At 72.8% G+C, this 20,586-nt stretch carries 22 protein-coding genes; 7 read left to right on the forward strand and 15 right to left on the reverse strand.

Annotated features, from left to right (window positions below; all coding sequences use genetic code 11):
• Positions 1–45: 45 nt before the first annotated feature.
• Both KIK06_RS07280 and KIK06_RS07285 read right to left on the reverse strand, forming a co-directional pair.
• Entirely contained in the window at positions 46–645 is a 600-nt protein-coding gene (locus KIK06_RS07280; protein ID WP_268642522.1) for a Uma2 family endonuclease, read from the reverse strand.
• Positions 646–844: 199 nt separating this feature from the next.
• Positions 845–1,321, reverse strand: coding sequence for a peroxiredoxin (locus KIK06_RS07285; RefSeq protein ID WP_017597595.1), 477 nt, complete (start codon positions 1,319–1,321; stop codon positions 845–847).
• 158 nt (positions 1,322–1,479) lie between these two features.
• Between KIK06_RS07285 and KIK06_RS07290 the strand changes: the two genes are divergently transcribed.
• Positions 1,480–2,289 carry an NmrA family NAD(P)-binding protein gene (locus tag KIK06_RS07290; protein ID WP_268642523.1) on the forward strand — a complete coding sequence of 270 codons (810 nt, stop codon included), beginning with the start codon at positions 1,480–1,482 and terminating at the stop codon, positions 2,287–2,289.
• Positions 2,290–2,340: 51 nt separating this feature from the next.
• Here the strand turns inward: KIK06_RS07290 and KIK06_RS07295 are convergent, their stop codons facing one another.
• Entirely contained in the window at positions 2,341–3,102 is a 762-nt protein-coding gene (locus KIK06_RS07295; protein ID WP_268642524.1) for a MerR family transcriptional regulator, read from the reverse strand.
• Positions 3,103–3,241: 139 nt separating this feature from the next.
• Between KIK06_RS07295 and KIK06_RS07300 the strand changes: the two genes are divergently transcribed.
• On the forward strand, positions 3,242–4,051 hold the full coding sequence (locus KIK06_RS07300; protein WP_268642525.1) for a thioesterase family protein: 810 nt from the start codon (positions 3,242–3,244) through the stop codon (positions 4,049–4,051).
• On the opposite strand, the gene KIK06_RS07305 is transcribed toward KIK06_RS07300, so the two are convergent.
• The 4 genes from KIK06_RS07305 to KIK06_RS07320 form a co-directional block, all read right to left on the reverse strand.
• Positions 4,048–4,827 (reverse strand): SDR family oxidoreductase, encoded by a 780-nt coding sequence (locus tag KIK06_RS07305; RefSeq protein WP_268642526.1) that lies wholly within the window; start codon positions 4,825–4,827, stop codon positions 4,048–4,050. The genes KIK06_RS07300 and KIK06_RS07305 overlap by 4 nt on opposite strands.
• A gap of 91 nt (positions 4,828–4,918) precedes the next feature.
• A complete protein-coding gene (locus KIK06_RS07310) occupies positions 4,919–5,797 on the reverse strand; it encodes a metal ABC transporter permease (protein ID WP_017597590.1) in 879 nt (292 codons plus the stop codon).
• Positions 5,785–6,531, reverse strand: coding sequence for a metal ABC transporter ATP-binding protein (locus tag KIK06_RS07315; protein ID WP_017597589.1), 747 nt, complete (start codon positions 6,529–6,531; stop codon positions 5,785–5,787). The genes KIK06_RS07310 and KIK06_RS07315 overlap by 13 nt, the downstream gene beginning before the upstream one ends.
• An 8-nt stretch (positions 6,532–6,539) precedes the next feature.
• Positions 6,540–7,490 (reverse strand): metal ABC transporter substrate-binding protein, encoded by a 951-nt coding sequence (locus KIK06_RS07320; protein ID WP_017597588.1) that lies wholly within the window; start codon positions 7,488–7,490, stop codon positions 6,540–6,542.
• A 281-nt stretch (positions 7,491–7,771) separates the two neighbouring features.
• Between KIK06_RS07320 and KIK06_RS07325 the strand changes: the two genes are divergently transcribed.
• Positions 7,772–8,740, forward strand: a complete 969-nt coding sequence (locus KIK06_RS07325) for an exonuclease domain-containing protein (protein ID WP_268642527.1) — start codon at positions 7,772–7,774, stop codon at positions 8,738–8,740.
• A 20-nt stretch (positions 8,741–8,760) separates the two neighbouring features.
• On the opposite strand, the gene KIK06_RS07330 is transcribed toward KIK06_RS07325, so the two are convergent.
• Positions 8,761–9,417, reverse strand: a complete 657-nt coding sequence (locus KIK06_RS07330; RefSeq protein WP_051059113.1) for a TetR/AcrR family transcriptional regulator — start codon at positions 9,415–9,417, stop codon at positions 8,761–8,763.
• Positions 9,418–9,528: 111 nt separating this feature from the next.
• Between KIK06_RS07330 and KIK06_RS07335 the strand changes: the two genes are divergently transcribed.
• Positions 9,529–10,476 (forward strand): NAD-dependent epimerase/dehydratase family protein, encoded by a 948-nt coding sequence (locus KIK06_RS07335; RefSeq protein ID WP_268642528.1) that lies wholly within the window; start codon positions 9,529–9,531, stop codon positions 10,474–10,476.
• On the opposite strand, the gene KIK06_RS07340 is transcribed toward KIK06_RS07335, so the two are convergent.
• From KIK06_RS07340 to KIK06_RS07355, 4 genes are all read right to left on the reverse strand, one after another.
• Positions 10,461–11,105, reverse strand: coding sequence for a response regulator transcription factor (locus tag KIK06_RS07340; protein WP_017597583.1), 645 nt, complete (start codon positions 11,103–11,105; stop codon positions 10,461–10,463). The two genes, KIK06_RS07335 and KIK06_RS07340, sit on opposite strands and share 16 nt — an antisense overlap.
• Before the next feature lie 44 nt (positions 11,106–11,149).
• Positions 11,150–12,361, reverse strand: a complete 1,212-nt coding sequence (locus tag KIK06_RS07345; RefSeq protein WP_268642529.1) for a sensor histidine kinase — start codon at positions 12,359–12,361, stop codon at positions 11,150–11,152.
• A 111-nt stretch (positions 12,362–12,472) separates the two neighbouring features.
• Entirely contained in the window at positions 12,473–13,429 is a 957-nt protein-coding gene (locus KIK06_RS07350) for an NAD(P)/FAD-dependent oxidoreductase (protein WP_268642530.1), read from the reverse strand.
• 46 nt (positions 13,430–13,475) lie between these two features.
• A complete protein-coding gene (locus tag KIK06_RS07355) occupies positions 13,476–14,318 on the reverse strand; it encodes a class I SAM-dependent methyltransferase (protein ID WP_268642531.1) in 843 nt (280 codons plus the stop codon).
• A gap of 47 nt (positions 14,319–14,365) precedes the next feature.
• Here KIK06_RS07355 and KIK06_RS07360 point away from each other — a divergent pair, with 47 nt between their 5' ends.
• Positions 14,366–14,947: a helix-turn-helix transcriptional regulator gene (locus KIK06_RS07360; RefSeq protein ID WP_026127416.1), complete on the forward strand. Its 582-nt coding sequence runs from the start codon at positions 14,366–14,368 to the stop codon at positions 14,945–14,947.
• 53 nt (positions 14,948–15,000) lie between these two features.
• Here the strand turns inward: KIK06_RS07360 and KIK06_RS07365 are convergent, their stop codons facing one another.
• The 3 genes from KIK06_RS07365 to KIK06_RS07375 form a co-directional block, all read right to left on the reverse strand.
• A complete protein-coding gene (locus KIK06_RS07365) occupies positions 15,001–16,137 on the reverse strand; it encodes a baeRF2 domain-containing protein (protein WP_268642532.1) in 1,137 nt (378 codons plus the stop codon).
• A gap of 164 nt (positions 16,138–16,301) precedes the next feature.
• Positions 16,302–17,144, reverse strand: coding sequence for a phytanoyl-CoA dioxygenase family protein (locus KIK06_RS07370; RefSeq protein WP_268642533.1), 843 nt, complete (start codon positions 17,142–17,144; stop codon positions 16,302–16,304).
• A 289-nt stretch (positions 17,145–17,433) separates the two neighbouring features.
• Positions 17,434–18,750 carry an MFS transporter gene (locus KIK06_RS07375; RefSeq protein WP_268642534.1) on the reverse strand — a complete coding sequence of 439 codons (1,317 nt, stop codon included), beginning with the start codon at positions 18,748–18,750 and terminating at the stop codon, positions 17,434–17,436.
• A gap of 117 nt (positions 18,751–18,867) precedes the next feature.
• Between KIK06_RS07375 and KIK06_RS07380 the strand changes: the two genes are divergently transcribed.
• Positions 18,868–19,095 carry a hypothetical protein gene (locus tag KIK06_RS07380; RefSeq protein ID WP_268642535.1) on the forward strand — a complete coding sequence of 76 codons (228 nt, stop codon included), beginning with the start codon at positions 18,868–18,870 and terminating at the stop codon, positions 19,093–19,095.
• Between the two features lie 65 nt (positions 19,096–19,160).
• Positions 19,161–20,540, forward strand: a complete 1,380-nt coding sequence (locus KIK06_RS07385; protein ID WP_268642536.1) for a dicarboxylate/amino acid:cation symporter — start codon at positions 19,161–19,163, stop codon at positions 20,538–20,540.
• Positions 20,541–20,586: the final 46 nt, after the last annotated feature.

Consider the following 20,586-nt stretch of genomic DNA (forward strand, 5'->3'; position numbering starts at 1 on the left):
GGCCCCAGGGCCCGTTCGTGGAAGCGGCCGGGAGGGTGTTCGGTGTCAGCGGGCGAACCGCTTGAGCGCGTCGGTGTCCAGGATGACCCCGAGCCCGGGGACCTGCACGGTTTCACCGTAAGGGTGTTCCGACCGGTCCATGTACCGGCCGTTCACGGGGCGCGAGTGCACCACGACGGTGTTGGCGTCACGGTCCACCAACAGGTAGACGCCGATGCCGGTCGCGGCGTAGGCGGCGGGCTTCTCCACGCGGTCGCGGGCGTGGGTGTCGGCGTCCCAGGAGGTGACCTCCACGACGGCGAGGACCCCGTCGGGGTCGGGGTAGTCGCCTTGGCCGTTGAAGTGGCCGACAGGAACGAGGACACCGTCGGGAAGGGCACGGCCATGACGGTAGGTGCCGATCTTCAGCCCTTGCCCGATGGGCATGTCCAGGTCGGGGCGGTGTGCGATGAACTGGCGGAACATCCACGACAGGATCGCAGCGTGGTCGCTGTCGGTCACCGGTTCGACCCAGACCTTCCCATTGATGTATTCGAGTTTGGCGTTTTCCTCCCTGCCCGCGAGGCGGGCGATTTCCTCGAACAGTTCGGGACTGATCGGAAGCGGGGGGGCTTCGGGTGGTGGGTGGTGTTCGGTGACGGTCATGGGCTCCCCCGGAGGGTGTTGCTGTCGGCGTCCCTGACAGCCTGCCACGTTCCGACGACGGTCCGTGGGTGTTCGGCGCGTCGGGCGGTCTTCCGGGGTGGGATCGGGCATGGGCGCGTTCCTCGGCTGTCTGGGCGGCTCTGACTCAAGGGTAGGTCCCGCCCCTGCCCTGAGCCGGGACCCGACCGGCGCGACGGGGTCAGTCGCCCTGTTCGGTCTGCAACCCGCGGACCACCTCCAGCGCCTCCTCGACGTGCTTGTCGATGACGGTCATCGAGTTGAAGACGTGGCGGACCGTGCCCTGGCCGTCGATCACGTAGGTGACCCGCCCGGGGAGCAGACCGAGCATGCTCGGCACGCCGTAGCTCTTGCGGACCTTGCCGCCCTCGTCGCTGACCAGTGTGAACGGGAGCTTGTGGCGGTCCGCGAAGGCGGCGTGCCGCTCCGCGGAGTCGGAGCTGATCCCGATCACCTCGGCGCCGGCGTCGGTGAACACCTCGTGGCTGTCGCGGAAGGCGCAGGCCTCGGCGGTGCACCCGGGGGTGTCGTCCTTCGGGTAGAAGTACAGCACCACCGTCCGCTCGCCGAGCCGGTCGTAGAGCCGCACCGGGTCACCGGACTGCGACGGAAGGGTGAAGTCGGGCGCCTTGTCGCCGACCTGGATGCCTCGTGCCATGGTGTGCGCTTCCTTCGCTCGGTCGTCGGGACGAGGGGTCCCCCGCTCCGTTCCACCCAAGGGTGCACCACCGCCGCGTCCGGTCCCCCGTCGCACCCCCGGCTCCATGGCGCGGTGCGCCGCCGGGGATTGTCGTCCTCCGGTGTTTGGGTGGCGGGATGGGTGAGAAACCGATTCTGGTGTTGGGGGCCACGGGCTCCACGGGCCGACGAGTGGCCGCGCTGCTGGGTGAGCGCGGGTATCCGGTGCGCGCGGCGTCGCGGCGCGGGCGGGTCCGGTTCGACTGGGCCGACCCCTCCACGTGGGAGGGCGCGGTCGACGGAGCCGGCGCGATGTATCTGATGGCTCCGGACGGGGTGCCGATCGCCCCGGAGTTCGTGGAGCTGGCCGTGCGCCGGGGTGTGCGTCGGATCGTGCTGCTGTCGAGCCGGGCGATCGAGGAGATGGGGGACGAGCGTCTGCTCGCCGCGGAGCGGACGGTCAAGGGGTGCGGTGTCGATTGGACGGTGCTGCGGTGCGACTGGTTCGACCAGAACTTCGACGAGGGGTTCCTGGTGGAGTCGGTGCGCGCCGGCCGGATCGTCCTGCCGCTGGACGGGGTGCGGCAGGCGTTCGTGGACGCCGACGACATCGCGGCGGTGGCGGTGGCCGCGCTGACCGGGGACGGCCACGCGGGGCGGGTGTATGAGGTGACCGGGCCCGAGGCACTGTCCTTCGGTGAGGCGGCCGAGGTGATCGGCCGCGTGGTGGGCTACCCGGTGCGCTACGACTCCGACCCCGAGGCGTTCGTGCGCGACCAGGTCGCCGCGGGCCTTCCCCGAGAGGGCGCCGAGGCCGCCGTGGGGGCGTTCGAGGCCCTGGTGGCCATGGGGGACGGCGTTCCCGGCGACGACGTGCTCCGGGTGACCGGACGCGCCCCCAAACCCTTCTCCGACTACGCCGTCCGTGCCGCGCCCGCCTGGGCGTGACCTCCTGACCCCCGGGCGGTGGACGGACCGCCGCCCGGGGGCGTTCTCGGCTCAGGCCTCCAGGCGGTCGGCGTTGGCGGCGAAGGCGTCACGCAGGTAGGCCGAGAGCCCTTCGGCGCGGGCGTCGATGGTGGTGGTGAAGCGCGCGTCGTCCACGTACAGCTGTCCCAGGCCCCGGTGGATCTGCGGTGTGCACTCGTAGAACCAGCGGGTGATGTGGTCGCGGTGGTGTTCGGCCAGGTCCATGGCGGTGGTGCTGTCGGGGGGTACGCCCTCGGCCATGGCCCGGGCCAGGTCCCGGTAGATCCGCTCGGCCTCGGCGTTGTGCCGTTCCCAGTCCTGCTTGGTGTGGCGGCTGGTCCTGCGCTGGGACCGGGCCCAGGCGTCGGTGTGCCCCCAGCGTTGTTCGGCCTCCGCGGTGCGGGCGTCCACGTCGAAGTCGCCGAAGAGTTCGAGGCGCTCCTCGGCGGTCAGGTCGAGTCCCATGGTGTCTGCCTCCATCAGGCGTTCCAGCGCGTGCGCCACGGTGCGCAGGCGGTCGATGCGTTCGGTCACCAGCTGGTGTTGGCGGGCCAGGTGGGCGCGGGTGTCGATCGCGGGATCGTCGAGCAGGGCCGCGATCTCGTCCAGGCCGAAGCCGAGTTCCCGGTAGGTGAGGATCTGCCGTAGGCGTTCGAGGTCGGCCCCGCTGTAGCTGCGGTAGCCGGAGGGGGTGCGTTCGGCCGGGACGAGGAGGCCGATCCGGTCGTAGTGGTGCAGTGTGCGCACCGTCTGGCCGCTGATCCGGGCGACCTCGCCCACGGTGTGGCCCATGCGTTCCCCCCACCCGTCGTCACTGGTGGTGCCGTGGTCATGACGCTAGGACCTGACGTCGCGTCAGGGTCAAGGCGACGGCGCCGGAAAAGGGGGAGCGGGCGCCGACCACTAACCTACTCGTCGGTAACATTGGCGCATGAGCCTTGACCACAACGCCGCCGGCTACGAGTACGACCGGGACACCCGCGTCGACAAGACGGCCGACGGAACGTTCACAGCCACCGTCACCGACGGGTGGACCACCTTCACCACCCACCCCAACGGGGGTTACGTCCTCGGCACCGCCCTCAACGCGCTCGGCCAGACCCTGAGCCAGCCTGACCCCGTGGCGGTGTCCGCCTTCTTCCTGCGCCCCGCCGCGCCCGGCGAGGCGACCGTGCGCACCGAGACCGTGCGCGAGGGCCGCCGTACCGCCACCGGCCAGGTCGTCCTGGAACAGGGCGGCAAGGAGGTCGTGCGCGCCACCGCCACCTACGGCGACCTGTCCCCCAACGATGGGCGCGAACTCCACCTGGAGGGACCGCCGGACCTGCCGCCCCCCAACCAGTGCCACGTGCCCGCCGAGTTCGACCGCCCCGACGGCGTCACCATCGCCCACCGTCTGGACTACCGCTACCCCGAGCGCCCCGGATGGTTGGACGGCCGTAAGGACGACCGCCCCCACGACGAGTTCTGGCTGCGCTTCGCCGACGGCCGCGAGGCCGACACCCACAGTCTGCCCGCGATGGTGGACTTCGCCATCCCCGCGGTCCTCAACATCGGTGAGTTCGGCACGATCACCGTCGAGCTGACCGCGCACGTGCGCGCCCGCCCCGCCCCCGGGTGGCTGGCCTGCCGGGTGTTCACCAAGCACGTCTCCGGCGGCTACCACGAGGAGGACATGGAGATCTGGGACAGCCGGGGCACCCTGGTCGCCCAGGCCCGCCAGTTGGCGATGCTGCTCTAGGTCTCGTGCCCGGGGCCGCGTGGATCCTCCTGCCGGGGGCCGCGCGGCCCGGGGCGCAGGGCGATCTGCCCGACCTGGGTGTCGCGCGGCAGGTCCAGTACGCCGACGATCGTCGACGCCACCGTCTCGGGGCGGATGCACGTGTCGGGGTCGTAGTCGTGCCCGAACGCGGCCCTGGTGCGGCGCAGCAGGTCGGTGGCGGTCCCCGCGGGGTGGACGCTGGTCACCCGCACGCCGTGTTCGGCCTCCTCGGCGCGCAGGGAGTCGGCCAGCTCCCCCAGTCCGGCCTTGCTCGCGGCGTAGGCCGACCAGGAGGGGACGCCGTGCAGCCCCGGGGCGGCGTTGACGAACACCACGTGCCCGGCGCGGGCGCGCAGGGAGGGCAGCAGCACGCGGGTGAGTTCCGCCGCCGAGACCAGGTTCACGGTGAGCGTCTCGTGCCACAGCGAGGGCGGGGAGGCTTCCACGGGGGCCACGGGGGCGATCCCCGCACAGTGCACGAGCGCGTCCAGGCCCTCGAACCCGGCCACCGCCTCCGCCAGGGACTCCGGGCGCCGCAGGTCGGCCACGACGGGCTCCACACCCGGGTGGTCCCCGGCCAGGGCCGCCAGGTGTTCGGGGTCACGCCCCAGCGCGAACACCCGACGTCCACGCGCGGTCAGGGCGCCGACCACGGCCGAGCCGATTCCGCCGGTCGCGCCCGTGACCACGACACCGCCGACCGTCCCGCCGTGGCCGGCCCGTTCGACCGGTCCGGTTCCCATCGCCGCACTCATGCGGTGCATTCTCGCACCGCTCGACCCGCGTCACCCGTTCCGGCCGAACGATCGAGGTGTCCCCCGCGCATCCCCCGCGCGGGGGACACGATCACGCCCGGGTCCGGGCGCGCGCCCGCAGCGCCCGAGCCCCGCGTCCGCGCCAGAGCACGCCCTGGCGCGGAGAGAACAGGTAGGCCAGACCGAACGCGCACGCCTGGGCCAGCACGATCGACCCGCCCGTGGACACGTTGACGTGGAAGCTGGCGTACACGCCGACGAAGGCCGCGACCACGGCCACCGACGCCGAGATCAGCAGCATGCGCTCGAACCGGTCGGTGAGCAGGTAGGCGGTGGCGCCCGGGATGATGACCATCGCCACCACCAGGATGATCCCCACAGCCTGGAGGGCGACCACGACGGTGACCGACAGCAGTCCCAGCAGCAGCGTCTCCAGCAGGCGCGGGTTGATGCCCAGGGCGTGCGCGTGGACCGGGTCGAACGCGTACAGGGTCAGGTCCCGGTGCTTGTACCAGACCACGGCCAGCACGACCGCGGCCAGGACCACGACCTGCCAGATGTCGGCGTCGGAGACCCCGAGGACGTTGCCGAACAGGATGTGACTCAGGTCGGTCTGGCTCGGCACGCGGGAGACGAGGACCAGCCCCAGGGCGAACATGGCGGTGAACACGACCCCGATGACCGCGTCCTCCTTCACCCGCGAGGTGCGGTTGACCACCCCGATGAGGGCCACCGATCCGCCCCCGAACACCAGGGCGCCCACGGCGAAGGGTGCCCCGAACAGGTAGGACAGGACCACGCCGGGCAGGACGGCGTGGGAGACGGCGTCGCCCATGAGCGACCAGCCCACCAGGGTCATCCAGCACGAGAGCACGGCACACGCCACCCCGGCGACGACGCTGACCAGCAGGGCGCGCTGGACGAACTCGAACTGCATGGGTTCGGTGAACCACTGGATCAGGCCGTCCATGAGGCGGCTCCCTCCTTGGGGCGGACCCCGAAGGCCTCCATGAGGACCTCCGGGCGCAGGACGTCGTCCGGCGCCCCGTGGGCGAGCAGACGGCGTTGCAGCAGGGCGGCCTCGTCGCACAGTTCGGGCACCTGGGCCAGGTCGTGCGTGGACACCAGCAGGGTGGTGCCCTCCTGGCGCAGGGAGCCCAGCAGCTCGACGATGGTGCCCTCGGAGCGCTTGTCGACCCCGGCGAAGGGTTCGTCGAGCAGGAGGACGTCGGCGCCCTGGGCGATGGCGCGGGCGACGAACGCCCGTTTGCGCTGCCCTCCGGACAGGGCGCCGATCTGGCGGTCGGCCAGGTCGGTCAGGTCGACGCGGTCCAAGGCGTGGTCGACGGCCTGCCGGTCGGTGGCGCGGGGGCGGCGGCGCGCGCCCATGTGCCCGTAGCGGCCCATCATCACGACGTCGCGCACGCGGACGGGGAAGGCCCAGTCGACCTGTTCGGACTGGGGGACGTAGCCGACCAGCCCCTCCTTGCGCGCGGCGGCGTTGGCACGGCCCAGGATCCGGATCTCGCCTCGATCGGCGGAGACCAGGCCCAGGATGGTCTTGAACAGGGTGGACTTGCCCGAACCGTTGGTGCCGAGCAGGCCGCAGACCCGGCCCGGCCGCACGGTGAGACTGACGTCCTCCAGGGCCAGGACGTCGCCGTAGCGCACGGTCGCCCCGGTGACCTCGATGGCGGGGATCATGGCATTCCTCACCCGGCGCTCTCGGTGAGGCCCTCGACGATGGCCTCGGCGTCGTAGCGGATCAGGTCCAGGTAGGTGGGGACGGGGCCGCCCTCCTCCGACAGGGAGTCGACGTAGAGGACGGGGCCCATCGCGGCGCCGGTCTCGCGGGCGACCGAGCGCTGGGTGCTGTCGTTGACGGTGCTCTCGCAGAACAGGGAGGGCACGTCATTGGAGCGGACGAACTCGGTCACGGCGGCGGTCTGCTGGGGGGTGGCCTCACCCTCGGAGTTGACCGACCACAGGTACATCTCGGTCAGTCCGGCGTCCTGGGCCAGGTAGGGGAAGGCGCCCTCACAGGTGACCAGGGCGCGGCTGGACTCGGGGACCTCGGCCAGTTCGGTCTCCAGGAAGGTGCCGACCTCGGCGATCTCGGCCTTGTACGCCTCGGCCGCCGCGTCGTAGTCCGCCTCGCCCTCGGGGTCGAGTTCGACGAGGGCGTCGCGGATGTTGTCGACGTAGATCTGGGCGTTGTCGGGGGACATCCAGGCGTGCGGGTTGGGTTCGCCCTCGTAGTCGCCCGAGGCGATGGGGATGGGTTCGATGCCGTCGCTGATCGTGGCGGTGGGGGCGTCGATGCGGTCGGTGAACTGCTGGAACCAGGCCTCCAGCCCCATGCCGTTCTCCAGGATGAGGTCGGCGTCCTGGCCGCGGGCCAGGTCGTCGGGGGTGGGCTCGTAGACGTGGATGTCAACGCCGGGGCGGGTGATGGAGACGACCTCGACCCGGTCGGCGGCCACGTTGCGCGCCATGTCGGCGATGACCGTGAACGTGGTCAGGACGAGGGGGCGCCCGTCGTCGGAGGTGTCCTCGGCGGCCGGGGAGCCGGAGGAGCAGGCGGTCAGGGCGAGACCGGCCGTGGCGGCGGTGAGGATGACCGGCCACGACCTTGAGGGGGGCTCATCTCTAAAGTTCGGCACGCCTAACTTTCTATCACAACCCGGCCAAACTCGACCATGGGGGTATGCCGGGCGGGCCTGGCGCCATGGGATCGCCGGGACGGCTCCCGCCAGTGCCTCGACCGTGGCCGGCCCCCTCGGGCGGCGCCGTCTCACCCGCATGTGCGGACAAGAAGCGGATCCCTACCTTCGGCCGCACCCCCTGAACGCGATCGGCGTCCCCGGTTCGCGGCACACGAGCGGCGCGGTGGCGGTAACCTCCAACCGTCGCCAGGCAGCCAGTGACGAGCGGGAGGTGCGCGGTGGCCGACATCTGGACCGCGATCGACTTCGAGACCGCCAACCAGGACCGGGGCAGCGCCTGCGCGGTCGGTCTCGTGCGCGTGGTCGACGGCGAGCCGGTGGAGCGCCACTCCACCCTCATCCGCCCACCCGACCCCGTTCGCCACTTCTCCCACCACAACGTCGCCGTCCACGGCATCACCGCGGCCGACGTCGCCCACGCCCCGACCTGGGACGCCGTGTGGCGGCGGATCCTCGACTTCGCCGACGGCGGCGCCCTGGTCGCGCACAACGCGCCCTTCGACATGGGGGTGGTGCGGCGGGCGTGCGCCCACACCGGTCTCGGGTACCCCGCGATCGACTACGCCTGCACGCTCGCGCTGTCCCGGCGCACCTGGCGGGTGCTGGCCGACCACCGCCTGCCCACCGTGTGCGCGCACATCGGCCACCGCGTCACCCGCCACCACCGCGCCGACGCCGACGCCGAGGCCGCCGCCCGCATCATGATCGCGGCGATGACCGAGCACGGCACCACCTCCCTGGCCGAGCTGTCCCGTGCCGCGGGTCTGCGCCTGGGGCGGTTGGACGCCGTCGCGGCGCCGACCGCCCCCGTCCCCTCTCCGGCGCCCGCCTCCGCCCCGCCCGTCCAGGACCGGTTCGACCAGTGGCGGCGCGCCGCCGAGACCCCCGTGCCCGAGGCCGCGGCCGACGCCGACCCCTCCGGGCCGTTGTACGGGCGCACCGTGTGCGTGTCCGGCGACCTGGCGGCCATGGACAAGCCCGAGGCGTGGCGGCGCATCGCCGAGGCGGGCGGACATCCCGCCAAGAACGTCACCCGCAGGACCGACGTGCTCGTCGTCGGCACGCACGGCGGCGCCGGGAAGACCTCCAAACACGTCCGCGCCGAGACCTACCGCGAGCGCGGTCAGCGCATCGACATCATCACCGAGGCCGACCTGCTGGCCCGGCTCGGTATGGCCGGGGCCTGAGGGCCGCCCTCGGGCCCCGTTCACCCCGTCGACGCCCCCGGGGCGGACGTCCGGTCGGTGACCTGCCGCAGGAGGGCGTCGGTCGCCCAGTCGCGCCAGCGGTCGGCGCTCCAGCCGCACTGGACGGTGTGCAGGGTGAACACCTCGGGACTGAGCAGGGCCAGCGCGGTGTCGGCGGCGTCGCCGGTGGTCAGGCCCGGGCGCAGGGCCCCCCGTTCGGCGAGGCGCTCGGCGAAGGCGTGCTGCACCGCCCTGCGCTGCTCGACGTTGATCCGCCACAGCGTGCGTAGATCGTCGTCGGAGTCAGCCGCGCCTCGCAGGACCTCCGACAGCGGCGCCACCCGCACCATGATCGCGGCTGTCCCGGCCACCTGGAGTCGGATCTGCTCGGAGGCGTCGGGGGCGGCCAGGGCCTCGCGCGCCCAGGGGCGGTCCAGGGTGGCCACGGGTTCGGCGTCCCCGGCCACGGCTTGGTCCAAGGCCTCCTTCAGGACCGCCGACTTGGCGCCGAAGGCGTTGTAGACGGTCTGGGCGGCCACGCCCGCCTCCTTGGCCACGCTCTGGATGCTGGTGGCCGCGTAGCCCCTCGTGGTGAACAGCCGGGTCGCCGCCTCGGCGACGCGCGCGCGGGTCGCACGGGTGCGGGCCAGACGCCCGTCGGTGCCGTGTGTGCTCATGGCCACCATTGTACGAGTTGACTGTAGCGGCACTCCAATTATCTTATTGGAGTGACACTACAGAAACTTGTGGTGCCGCCGAGGAGCGGCGCCGAGTCGGGAGGAACGGACATGCGCATCCTGGTACTGGGCGGTTACGGGGCGGTGGGATCGCCGGTCACCGAGCGGCTGCGCGCGCAGGGACACACCTGCTGGAGCGCGGGCCGCGACCCCCACCGAGCCGACCGCGTCGTGGACGCCGGCTCTCCGGGGACGGGCGGCTTCCGGGAAGCGCTGGAGGACGTGGATGTGGTGGTCAACGCCTCCGGGGCCGAGGACCCGGCCCTGGTCGCCATCGCCGCGGAGCGGGGCGCGGCCTTCGTCGACGCCACCGCCACCCACACCTACGTGGCGGCCGTGGAGCGGCTGTCCCCGCGCGCTCCGGTCCTGCTCAACGTCGGGCTCGCCCCGGGCCTGACCAACCTGCTCGCCGCCGACCTGCACACCCGCGCCCCGGGGGACGGACCGATCGACTTGGCCGTGGTCCTGGGCGCCGGTGAGGAGCACGGGGCGGCGGGCGCGGCGTGGGCGTTCGGGCTGCTGGGCCGTTCCTTCCCCGACCCGGCCACCCGGACACCGGTGCGCAACTACACGCGGCCGTCGGTGTTCACCCTGCCGGGGCAGGGCCGGCGGCGCCTGTACCGGGCCGACTTCAGCGATCAACACGTCCTGACCCGTGACCTCGGCCGACCGGTGCGCACCCACTTCGGGCTGGACACCGCGCCCCTGACGGTCGCCCTGGCCGGACTCACCCGCCTGCCCGGCGCCCGCCGACTGCCCACCGGGCTGCACCTGCCCGGTTCCGACGCCTGGACGGTGCTCGCGAGGGCCGGGGAACACGTGCGCTGGGCACGCGGGCACGGTCAATCGCGCGCCACCGCCGCCCTGACCGCCTGGGCCACCACCGTGGTGGACGGTCTGGACGCGGGAGTGCACCACCTACACGGGGTGGCCACGCTGGACGACCTGCCCGGGGACCTGCCGCTGACCCTGGGCGGCACGTCTCACGACCCCAGATAGCGCAGCACCGCCAGCACACGGCGGCTGTAGCCGGTCGTGTGGGCGAGCCCCAGCTTGTCGAAGATCGCGTTGACGTGCTTTTCCACCGCGCTGACCGACACGTACAGGCGCTCGGCGATGGTGCCGTTGGCCAGGCCCTGGGCCATGTGCTCCAACACGTCGCGCTCGCGCGGGGTGAGCGCCGCCAGCGGATCGGTGTGGGTGGTGCGGGACAGCAGGCGGCGCACGACCTCGGGGTCGAAGGCCGCGCCGCCCCCGCGCACCCGCTCCAGCGCGTCGAGGAACTCCCCGACCTCCGAGACCCGGTCCTTGAGCAGGTACCCGACCCCGCCGGAGGACCCGGCGAGCAGTTCGGCGGCGTAGCGCTGCTCCACGTACTGCGACAGCACCAGCACCGCCACGTCGGGGTGCTCGGCGCGCACGTCCAGGGCGGCGCGCAGCCCCTCGTCGGTGTGGGTCGGGGGCATGCGCACGTCCACCACGGCGGCGTCGGGTGCGTGCTCGGCGACCGCGTTGACCAGGGCGTCGGCGTCACCGACCGCGGCCACGACCTCGTGTCCCTCCTCCTTCAGGAGGCGCACCAGCCCCTCCCGAAGCAGAACTGAATCATCGGCGATCACCAGGCGCATGGGGGCTCCGTGTCCGTTGGGGGTGGTCCGGGGACAATTGTCGATCACAGGGGGACGAAGGCGCGCACGACCGTGGGCCCGCCCTCGGGGCTGTGCACGGACAGGGTGCCGTCGATCGCCCGCAGGCGGCGGGCGAGCCCGGTCAGTCCGCTTCCGTCCGGTTCAGCGCCGCCGCGGCCGTCGTCGGCCACACTCAACTCCACACCCGTGTGGTCGGCGCGCACGGTGACGACCACCCCGCTCGCGTGCGCGTGCTTGACGGTGTTGGTGATGGCCTCGCGTGCCACGAAGTACACCGCCGTAGCGGCGGGGTCCGGCAGGGGCTCGGCCAGGTCGGAGTCGACCGAGACCGGCAGGGGCGTGCGGTCGGCGACTTCGGCGAGGGCGGCCTCCAACCCGAGCGTGTCCAGGGCCGTGGGGTAGACCCGCCAGGCCACGTCGCGCAGTTCGTCCAACAGGACACGGGTCTGTCCGTGGGCCTGGCGGATCAGCTGGCCGGTGCGTTCGGCGTCGTTGCCGCGCTGGGCGCGCCCCAGGAGCATCGCGAGGGCCACCACCCGTTGCTGGACGCCGTCGTGCAGGTCGCGTTCGATGCGGCGGCGCTCCTCGTCGACGGCCTGGACGATCCCGGAGCGGGACCGGGCCAGCTCGTCGATGCGCCGGTGGAGCAGGTCCTCAGAGCTGGGTCCCAGGAGCCGGCGGGCCAGCAGCCGGTCCAGTGCGGTGACCGCGAGCACCCCGACCCACAGCGCCAGGAACGTCACCAGGGTGAACCCCAGGCCCAGGGCGAACGTGGAGGTGGACAGACTCACGCCGGGCATGGAGATCCGCACCTCCGACGCCGTGCCGCTCACCACCTCCCACACCGCGCCGACCGTGAACAGGCCCAGCAGTCCGCCCAACACGAACAGCAGGAGAGCCGACACGCACGCCACGGGCAGCCGGGAGGCCAGGTACACCGCGCGCCGCGCGGACCCGGCGTCCGGGTGGACGGCGAGCCCGCCCCACCGCGCGAGCCTGGCCACCTCCGCGTCGCCGAGCCGCACCGTCCACCCGGCGAGGACGGCATCCGTCCTCGCCCGGGAACGGCGCCAGGCCAGGAGGGGAAGGGCGGCCAGTGCCACCAGCGTGAGGACCAGAGTCAACAGGGCCGTCAGCAGCCCCGCCAGGACCGCGACGAACGACCGCGCTCCCCCGAGCAGGGGTTCCAGGGCGGCGCGCAGGTGCCCCCAGGCGTCCCGCCAGGCTGTCTCCACGCGTGTCCTCTCCCGTCCGTCCGCCCCATGCCGCGCCGGCCGTGGGTGAGCGCAGAAGCATATCCGCCACGTGTGCCGACCGGGGCCGCGCCGGGGACGGCGGTCCACGGATCAGACCGCGGCGTACCGTTGCGCGCGGGCGCGCACGGCCGCGGCCGCGTCCTCGGTGACCAGGTCGGCGTTGATGGCGGTGGCGGCCTCGACCCCGGCCCCCTCGGCCGCGGTGACCATCGCCGCGAGGTCGCTCGTGTTGCCCGCCGCCCAGACGCCCGGGACGTCGGTCCTGCCCTTTGGCCCCGTGGCGACGAACGCCCCCATCGGGTGCTCGGTGAGTGTGCCGCCGAGCTGTTCGTACAGGTCCGAGCGCGCGATGAACCGGGGGGTGACGGTCACCGCGTCCACCGCGAACTCGTGTCCGTCGGCGAGGACGACCGTCCGCAGGACGCCCCCGTCGGTGCGCAGCATCCGCACGGTGCCGTCCACGACCTGGATGTTCAGCGCGGCCAGCTGCTCCCAGGCGTCGTCGTCCGGTTCGGGCATGGTGTGGACGAAGAGGGTGACGTCCTCGCTGAGCTGACGGAACATCAGGGCCTGGTGGACACTCATGGGGCTGGTGCCCAGTACACCGATGCGCTGCCCGCGCACCTCCCATCCGTGGCAGTAGGCGCAGTGCAGGACGCCTCCGCCCCACAGCTCCCGCACACCGGGGACGGCGGGGAGCTCGTCGACGAGCCCTGTCGCGAGCAGGAGTCGCCGAGCCCGTACGGTCGCGCCGACGGCGAGGTCCACCTCGAAGACGTCGCCCCGGCGGCGCGCGGCGACGGCCCGGTCCTCGTGGACCCTCGCCCCGTACCGTTCGGCCTCCGCCCGTCCCGTGGCGAGCAGGTCCCGAGGGGCGACGCCGTCCAGGCCGAGGACGTTGTGTGCCCCCTCGGCCGGGGCGTTGCGCGGTTCACCGGCGTCCACGACGATCACCGAGCGCAGCGACCTCGCCAACGTGATGGCCGCGCTCAACCCCGCCGCGCCGCCTCCGATGACGGCCACGTCCACGTTCTGTTCCGTGTTCACTGCGACATCCCTTTCCCGTTGTGTGGTCTGGTCTCGATCCGGTGGGTCAGGGGCGGCGCGCCGCCCAGGCCGTGCGGGCCCTGCGTACCGTCAGGTCCGCGCGGTTCAGGACGGACTCGGGGGCCTCGTCCCGCAGAAGTCGGTCCAGGGCCGCCAGGTCGTCCGCGTCCAGCCGGTCGGCGAGCGCGGAGCGGACACGGCCGAGGTAGTCGCGGGCGTAGCGGTTCGCGCTCGGTGGCGCCGGGTGCGCCTCGAAGGCGAAGCCGCGTTCCTGGACGACCTCGAAACCGGCGCGTTCCAGATGCGACCCCCAGTTCGGGTAGGCGTTCCAGCCGTCCCGCGCGACCTCCTCGTGGTAGCGCTCCTCCAGGCCGGGGCGGCCGAACCCGATGTCGTGGGGCAAGAAGCGCGGCAGCGTGTCCATCTCGACGACGACCAGCAGACCGCCGGGGGTGAGGGCCCCGTGAAGATCGCGGAGCAGCCGGTCGGGGTCCTCGACGTGGTGCAGCGAGGCGGCCGCCCACGCCAGGTCGACGGAGCCGATCGGGGGCCAGGCGTCGTCCAGGTCGGCCTCGACGGTGCGCACCCGGTCGGTCAGCCCCCGCGCCCGGGCAGCGTCGCGCAGACGGTCGAGCATGGCCGGGGACTGGTCGACCGCGACGATCCGGGCCGCCTCGAAGCGCCGTGCCAGGGCCAGGGTCCCGGTTCCGGTTCCGGAGCCCACGTCGGCGATGGTTCCCGGCGTCGCCGTCGTGTGTTCGTCGACCCAGGTGATGAGGTCGTCCAGGTGGGGCGCGAAGACCTCGGCGTCAAGGTCGAGCAGGTCGGCCAGTCCCGCCTCGCCGCGGTGGGTGTGTCCACCGTCGTGCCGGTGGGCGTGGTGTGTCATGTTTCCACGCTAATCACGATCTGTCTTTTTCGCATACACTCTTGCCTATGGAGCAAGAATGTGATCTGGACACCGTGATTCGCCAACGCATCCGCGGCCTGCGGCTCGCACGCGGCTGGACCCTGGACACCCTCGCCGCCCGCTGCGACCTCAGCCCGTCCAACCTGAGCCGGATCGAGACCGGGCGGCGCAGGATCGCCCTCGACCAGCTGGTGCCCATCGCCCGAGCGCTGGACACCACGCTCGACCAGCTCGTCGAATCCGCCGACGACGAGGACGTGGTCATCCGGCCACAGCCCTGTCAGGCCCAGGGGACGACCACCTGGCTGCTGTCGCGCGAGCGCTCCCTCAACGGCGTGACCGTGGCCAAGATGCGCATCACCCCCGACCGCCCCACCGGTCCAGAGCACCTGGCCGTGCACCCGGGCCACGAGTGGTTCACCGTCCTGTCCGGCACCGCCCTGCTCCGCCTGGGCGAGCGGACCATCCTCATCCACACGGGCAACGCCGCCGAGTTCTCGACCATGACCCCGCACGCCGTCGGCGCACACGAGGGGCCGGTGGAGATCCTCACCATCTTCGACCACAACGGAGAACGCACCCACCTGCACGCCGCCGGCGACGCCTGACATCCACAGGAGCATCGCCGACGGCGTGCCCGGTCTTGACGGCGCGCCCCGGGTCAGCCCCGGCCCGCGTAGCGCAGGATGGCGCCGATGTCCGTACTGGGCTCGCCGCCCTCGCGCAGTTCGGTGAACCCCGAGTCGGACATCACCGCCGACCGCAGCATCAGCGCGCTGGCCGGGGCCCGGAACGCGGTGTTCGGGTCGTCCATGTCGTTGCTGTGCACCCCCACCAGGACCGGTTCGTTCGGCGAACCCCACAGCTGCGGTTCGCGGTCGCGCTCAGCCCCCACCAACAGGGTGCGCACCCGCGCCTCCGACAGCATCGGCAGCGTCGGTTCGGTGCCCGAGACAGCCTGGTCATGGGCGAGTTTGCGCTGGTACTCGGCGGCCACGTGCTCCTGGCCCTGCTCGACGAACTCGCGCAGCGCCTCAGCCGCCGCCTCGTGCAGGCGCTCCTCGGCGTCGGGACCGCCGCGCCCGCCCGCGACCACCAGGATCGGTGTGTCGAGCCGGCGCTCGGCCAGGTTGTCGCGCAGGTAGGCGATCGCCTCCGCGTCGCCGCCGACGAAGATTACCTCCGCGTCGACCGTCGCGACCGCGTCCCGCACGTGCTCGGCGACCTTGGCGGTGTTCTCCCGCCACATGTCCTGGGCGACATGCTTGCCGGGGAAACGCCCGTTGTAGCCGCCCAGGTTGCCCGGGCCGCCCCGGCTCATGACGTCGATGCCGTGCAGGTTCCTGCCGGTCAGGTCGTGCTCCTCCGCGGGCTTCCGGGCCGGGGAGGAGGGGTAGGCGGTCACGTGCGCGTTGACGCGGTCCAGCGCCACCAGGACGTAGGGCAGGTGACGGCCCCGGTCGACGGCCACGGGCAGCACGTCGGGGATCGGCAGCCACGTGGCGCGGTCCTGCCTGGGGGGTTCGGTGAGCGTGTGCGCGGCCAGGAGCTGACCGTCGGAGGCGAACAGGGACTGGCCGTGCGCGCCGAACGCCCTCGAGTCCCCCTCGCCGATGGCCTCCTCCAGGACGTTCAGCGTGGCCTCGTCGGTGCCCAGGGAGGCCAACTCCTCGCGCAGGTGGCGCCAGCGCAGCTCGATCTCCTTGTCGGCGTCCCTGGTGCCGCGGCTGGTGTCCAGGTGCACCGAGGCCACCGGAGCGTCGCTTTCGTACAGAGGACGCAGAAAACCAAGGTCCATGTGTCCGCGGAGCGCGTGTCCCCCGCCCCGCCCACCTCCTTCTTCAGGGTCGGCCGTCAGGCCATCCTGGTTTCCATGGTGGGCGCCCGCGGTGGTCGGCACGTCGGACCAGACGCGCTTCTTGCCCAACGATGTCCTGGGCTTGCCCGAGAGGGGAGGATCGGTCAGGCGGCCTCCCAGGGGGCCAGACCCGGGTCGCGCCCCAGACCGCGCAGGATCGCGATCTCCACGGGGGAGTAACGCCCGTGCGGGCGCTCGAGCCGCATCCCGGTGCTGGGAACCAGCGGAGGCTGCCCCATGAAACGGGGCCGGGTGCCCCGGTGCGGCTGCGCTCCGTGCACCAGGAAGGGGTGGCACAGATAGACGTCGCCCGCACGGCCGGTCGCCAGAGCGATAGGGCGGTGCGCGCTCTCCTCCGCGCCGGTGACGTTCCCGCCCTCCTCTCCGAGGGGTTCCAGCGACCGGGGGACGTCCAGGTGGGATCCGACGCGGATCCGGGTGGGCGCGTCGTCGGCCTCCACGTCGGAGAAGAGGAAGAGCATCAGCAACGCGCGACCACGCGAACGCAGGTTGGTGCGGAACCCGCCCCAGTCGAAGGATGCCCAGTCGATCTCGTGCTCGCGGCCGGCCATGCGGACCAGTTCGGGGTGCCATCCGGCGTCGATGTGCCAGCCGTCGTCCCCGGGGGCCTCCGGGTGGGGGAAACGCACCGGGAAGGTCCCGAGGCCCATGACCTCCTGCCAACGGCCGGGGCCGACGAGGCGGTCGAAGGCTGCGTGCAGCCGGTCGGTGTTGGCGGCCAGGTAGAACGGCTGCTGCGCGAACGTGTTGAGTCTGACGACCGGTTCGTCCCACGTCGTGGGATCGTCGGGATCCTTCCCGGTGGCCTCCCACATGATGGCGCGGGCTTCGTCGGCGAGCTCGCGCGGGAACGCCTCCTCCAGGTGGAGGAAACCGTCGGTGATGAACCGTTCGACCTGTTCGTCGGTGGGACCTGCCGTCCGCATGTGGGGCGACCTCCTGGAATCGACGTGGTGGCTGGGTACCTCGGACGTCCGGCACGGCGGACGGTCCGCGCCGGGGATGGTTCCAGACGGCGGTCCTCGCGTCCAAGGATTTTCGGAGGTGTCCGCCCCGCCCCCGGACCGGCGCACGACGTCGACGGCGGGCCCGGTCCCAGGGGCCGGTCGCCCACCGCGGCTGCCGGTGGGCGAGCGCGCGCAGGGCGGTGTGCTCAGCTGTACGAGGGTTGCCCACTCCCGCACGGTGAACGCGGGAGCGCCGGTCTCACGGGCCTCACTCCCGGGCGCGCTCAGCACCGGCCAGGGCGCGCTCGACGGCGGCGGTGGTCAGGTGGCGGGCCGCCACCACCACGAGCGCGAAGCTGAGCGCGCCTGACACCAGGAAGGGCGCCGACAGCGCGGCCGTGCGCCCCACGACCCCTTCGAGGGCCGCCGCGACGCCGCCGCCCAGCGCCATACCGATCGGGGCGGCGCCCCACCCGAGGGTGCGGTAGGCCGACAGCACCCGGGAGAGCAGCCGGTCGGGGATGACGCGCTGGCGCAGCGACAGGGTGAGCACGTTCCACCACACGACGGCGAACCCGACCACGACCCACAGCACCGCGAACAGCGCCACGCTCGGGAACACCGCGACGGCGGTGTAGGCCGCGCCCTGGACGGCCAGGGCCAGGGTGAGGGTGGCGCCGGGCGGCACGCGCGGGATCAGCCACGGCACGAACTGGGCGCCGACGATCATCCCGGCGGCCGTGGCGGTGAGCAGCAACCCGTACCCGCGCGGCCCCAGGCCCAGCACGTCCTGGGCGAACAGCACCAGGATCGCGCTGTTCATCGTCCCCGCCAGGTTGGACAGGGCCAGCACCAGGGCCAGGGTGCGCAGAAGCCGGTGCCGCCACAGCCACACCACCCCTTCGGCCAGCATCACGCGCATCGGGGGGTGTTCCTCCTCCCCCTCCTTCCCCTCGGGCCCGAACCGGCGCGGACCCCCGCGCAGGGTGAGCAGCACCAGCACGGCGCACGCCACGAGGGCGGCCTGCGCGCCGAACGCCCACGCCGCCGACACCGTGACCAGGAGCCCGGCCACCGGGGCGCCCACGAACCGGCTGGCGACCTCCCCGACGCTGAACAGGGTGCCGTTGGCGCGCTCCAGACGCTCGCGCGGCACGACCGACGGCAGCAGCGCCTGGGCCGTGTTGTCGAACAGCACCTCGCACACCCCGACCAGCAGCGCCGCCGCCACCACGGTCCCCACGCCGGCCGTGTCCGCGGCCACCAGCACGGCCAGGGCGACCAGGACCATCGCCTTGCCGCCGCCGGAGAACGCCATCAGGCGCCGCCGGTCCACCCGGTCCCCCACCACCCCCGCGACCAGCGCCATGAGCAGCCACGGCAGCCGGGTGGCCGCACCGACCGCGGCCACCGCCAGAGGGTCGTCGGTCAGGGTGGAGGCGTACCAGGGCAGGGCGACCAGCGCGACGCCGTCGCCGAGGTTGCCCAGGGCGCTGGCGCCCAACAGCCGCCAGTAGTCGCCGCCCAGCCGTTCGCCTCCGGAGGCGGGACGGTGTCGGGAACGTTCGTCGTCGGCCGCGGTCACGGGAGGCCTTCCGGATCGGGGGCGGGAAGGCCCACCATGGCACGGGCCGGGTCCGGCCGTCACCGGGCTTCGCCGCCCGCGGAACGGGCCGGGGGCGCGGTCGCCACCCTCGCCGGGGTGAAAACCTCCCCTTCCCCCTCCCCCTTCGGTTTCTGGCTCTTCACGGGCCTGTTCCTGGTCGGTCTGGCGGCACTGTCCCGGGGGACGGTGGCGGCCCACCTCGGCTTCGGTGTGTTCGCCGCGCCCCGGGGCGGTCGTCCTGACCTGGCGGGAACCGAGGGGGCGGCCGACGGCCCGTGGGGGGCGGTTCGGTCGCGCGGCGTGACGGCGGAGACACGATCGTGACGTGTGTGCGGGGTCACGCTTCGGTATGAACCGGTCACCCGTTCCCCCAGCGCGTAAGGACGACGATGTCCACGACCACCCCCTCGGCGCCGCGTTCACCGTGGCGCCGCTACCTCGACATCCCCCTCATCTGGAAGATGGCCGTGGCCCTGACCGCGGGCGTGGCCTTCGGACTGGCCGCCAACGTCCTGGGCTGGCAGGACTGGGCCCTGCCCGTCCTGGAACCCCTCGGCGAGCTCTTCCTGCGCCTGCTGCGCATGCTGATCCTGCCGCTGATCATCACCACCCTGATCGCGGGAGTGGCCTCGCTCTCCCCCCAGCGCCTGGGCCGCATCGGCCTCAAGGTCCTGGCGTTCTACCTGGTCACGTCGGCGCTGGCGATGACGGTCGGGGTGGCGTTGGCCATGGCGGTCTCCCCCGGATCCGGGCTCGACGCCCCCGAGCAGGGCCAGGCGGCGCCCGAGCCGACGCCCGTGACCGAGGTCCTGCTCGACATCGTCCCCGCCGACCCGTTCCAGGCGCTGGCCGAGGGCAACGTCCTGGCCGTGATGTTCGGCGCGATCGTGGCGGGGCTGGCCCTGGCCTTCATGCTCGGCAGCGGCGACGACCGCGTCCGGGAGTCGGGCCTGCTGCTCAAGCGCGTCGTGGACGGCGCGGTCGAACTGGTCTTCAAGGTCGTGCACGGCGTCCTGGAGTACGCCCCGGTCGGTGTGTTCGCGTTGATCGCCGCCGTCCTGGCCGAGACCGGCACCGAGGTGATCGTGCCCCTGCTGCGGCTCACGGCCGTCGTCTACGGGGCGATCCTCGTCCAGATCATCGCCTACGTCCTGATCCTGGCGCTGTTCCGGGCGCCCCTGACGCGGTTCTTCACGGCGGCCAAGGACCCGATGCTGACCGCCTTCGTCACCCGCTCCAGCAGCGGAACCCTCCCGGTCACCACCCAGGCGGCCCGGCGGATGGGCGTGCGCGAGGGCGTCTACGGGTTCAGCCTCCCGCTGGGCGCCACCATCAACATGGACGGCACCGCGATCTACGTCGGCGCGGCCACCGTGTTCGTGGCCAACATCGCCGGGGTCCAACTCAGCCTCGGACAGCTGCTCACGGTCGTGCTGGTGGGTGTCCTGGCCTCGGTCGGCACGGCCGGGGTCCCCGGGGCCGGACTGGTCATGCTGTCGATGGCCGTGACCTCGGTGGGCCTGCCCCTGGCCCCGGTGGGCTGGGTCGCCGGGATCGACGCGATCCTGGACATGGGCCGCACCATGTGCAACGTCACCGGTGACCTGACCGCCACCAGGGTCGTGGCCGGGACGGAGCGGGGGATGCTGGGCGATCCCGACGGTTTCGCGCACTCCCCGGGCGGTGGTTCCGGTGCCGACGACGAACCGGTCCGTGACGGCCCGGACGGTCCCGGTGCCGGCACCGGGACCACCGACGAACGGGGCTGACGCCCCTGGGCGGCCCGCCGGGCGCGGGGCCGGTGAGCGGACCGGA

Source organism: Nocardiopsis sp. EMB25, from assembly GCF_026797795.1.
In the GTDB taxonomy this organism is placed as follows: domain Bacteria; phylum Actinomycetota; class Actinomycetes; order Streptosporangiales; family Streptosporangiaceae; genus Nocardiopsis; species Nocardiopsis lucentensis.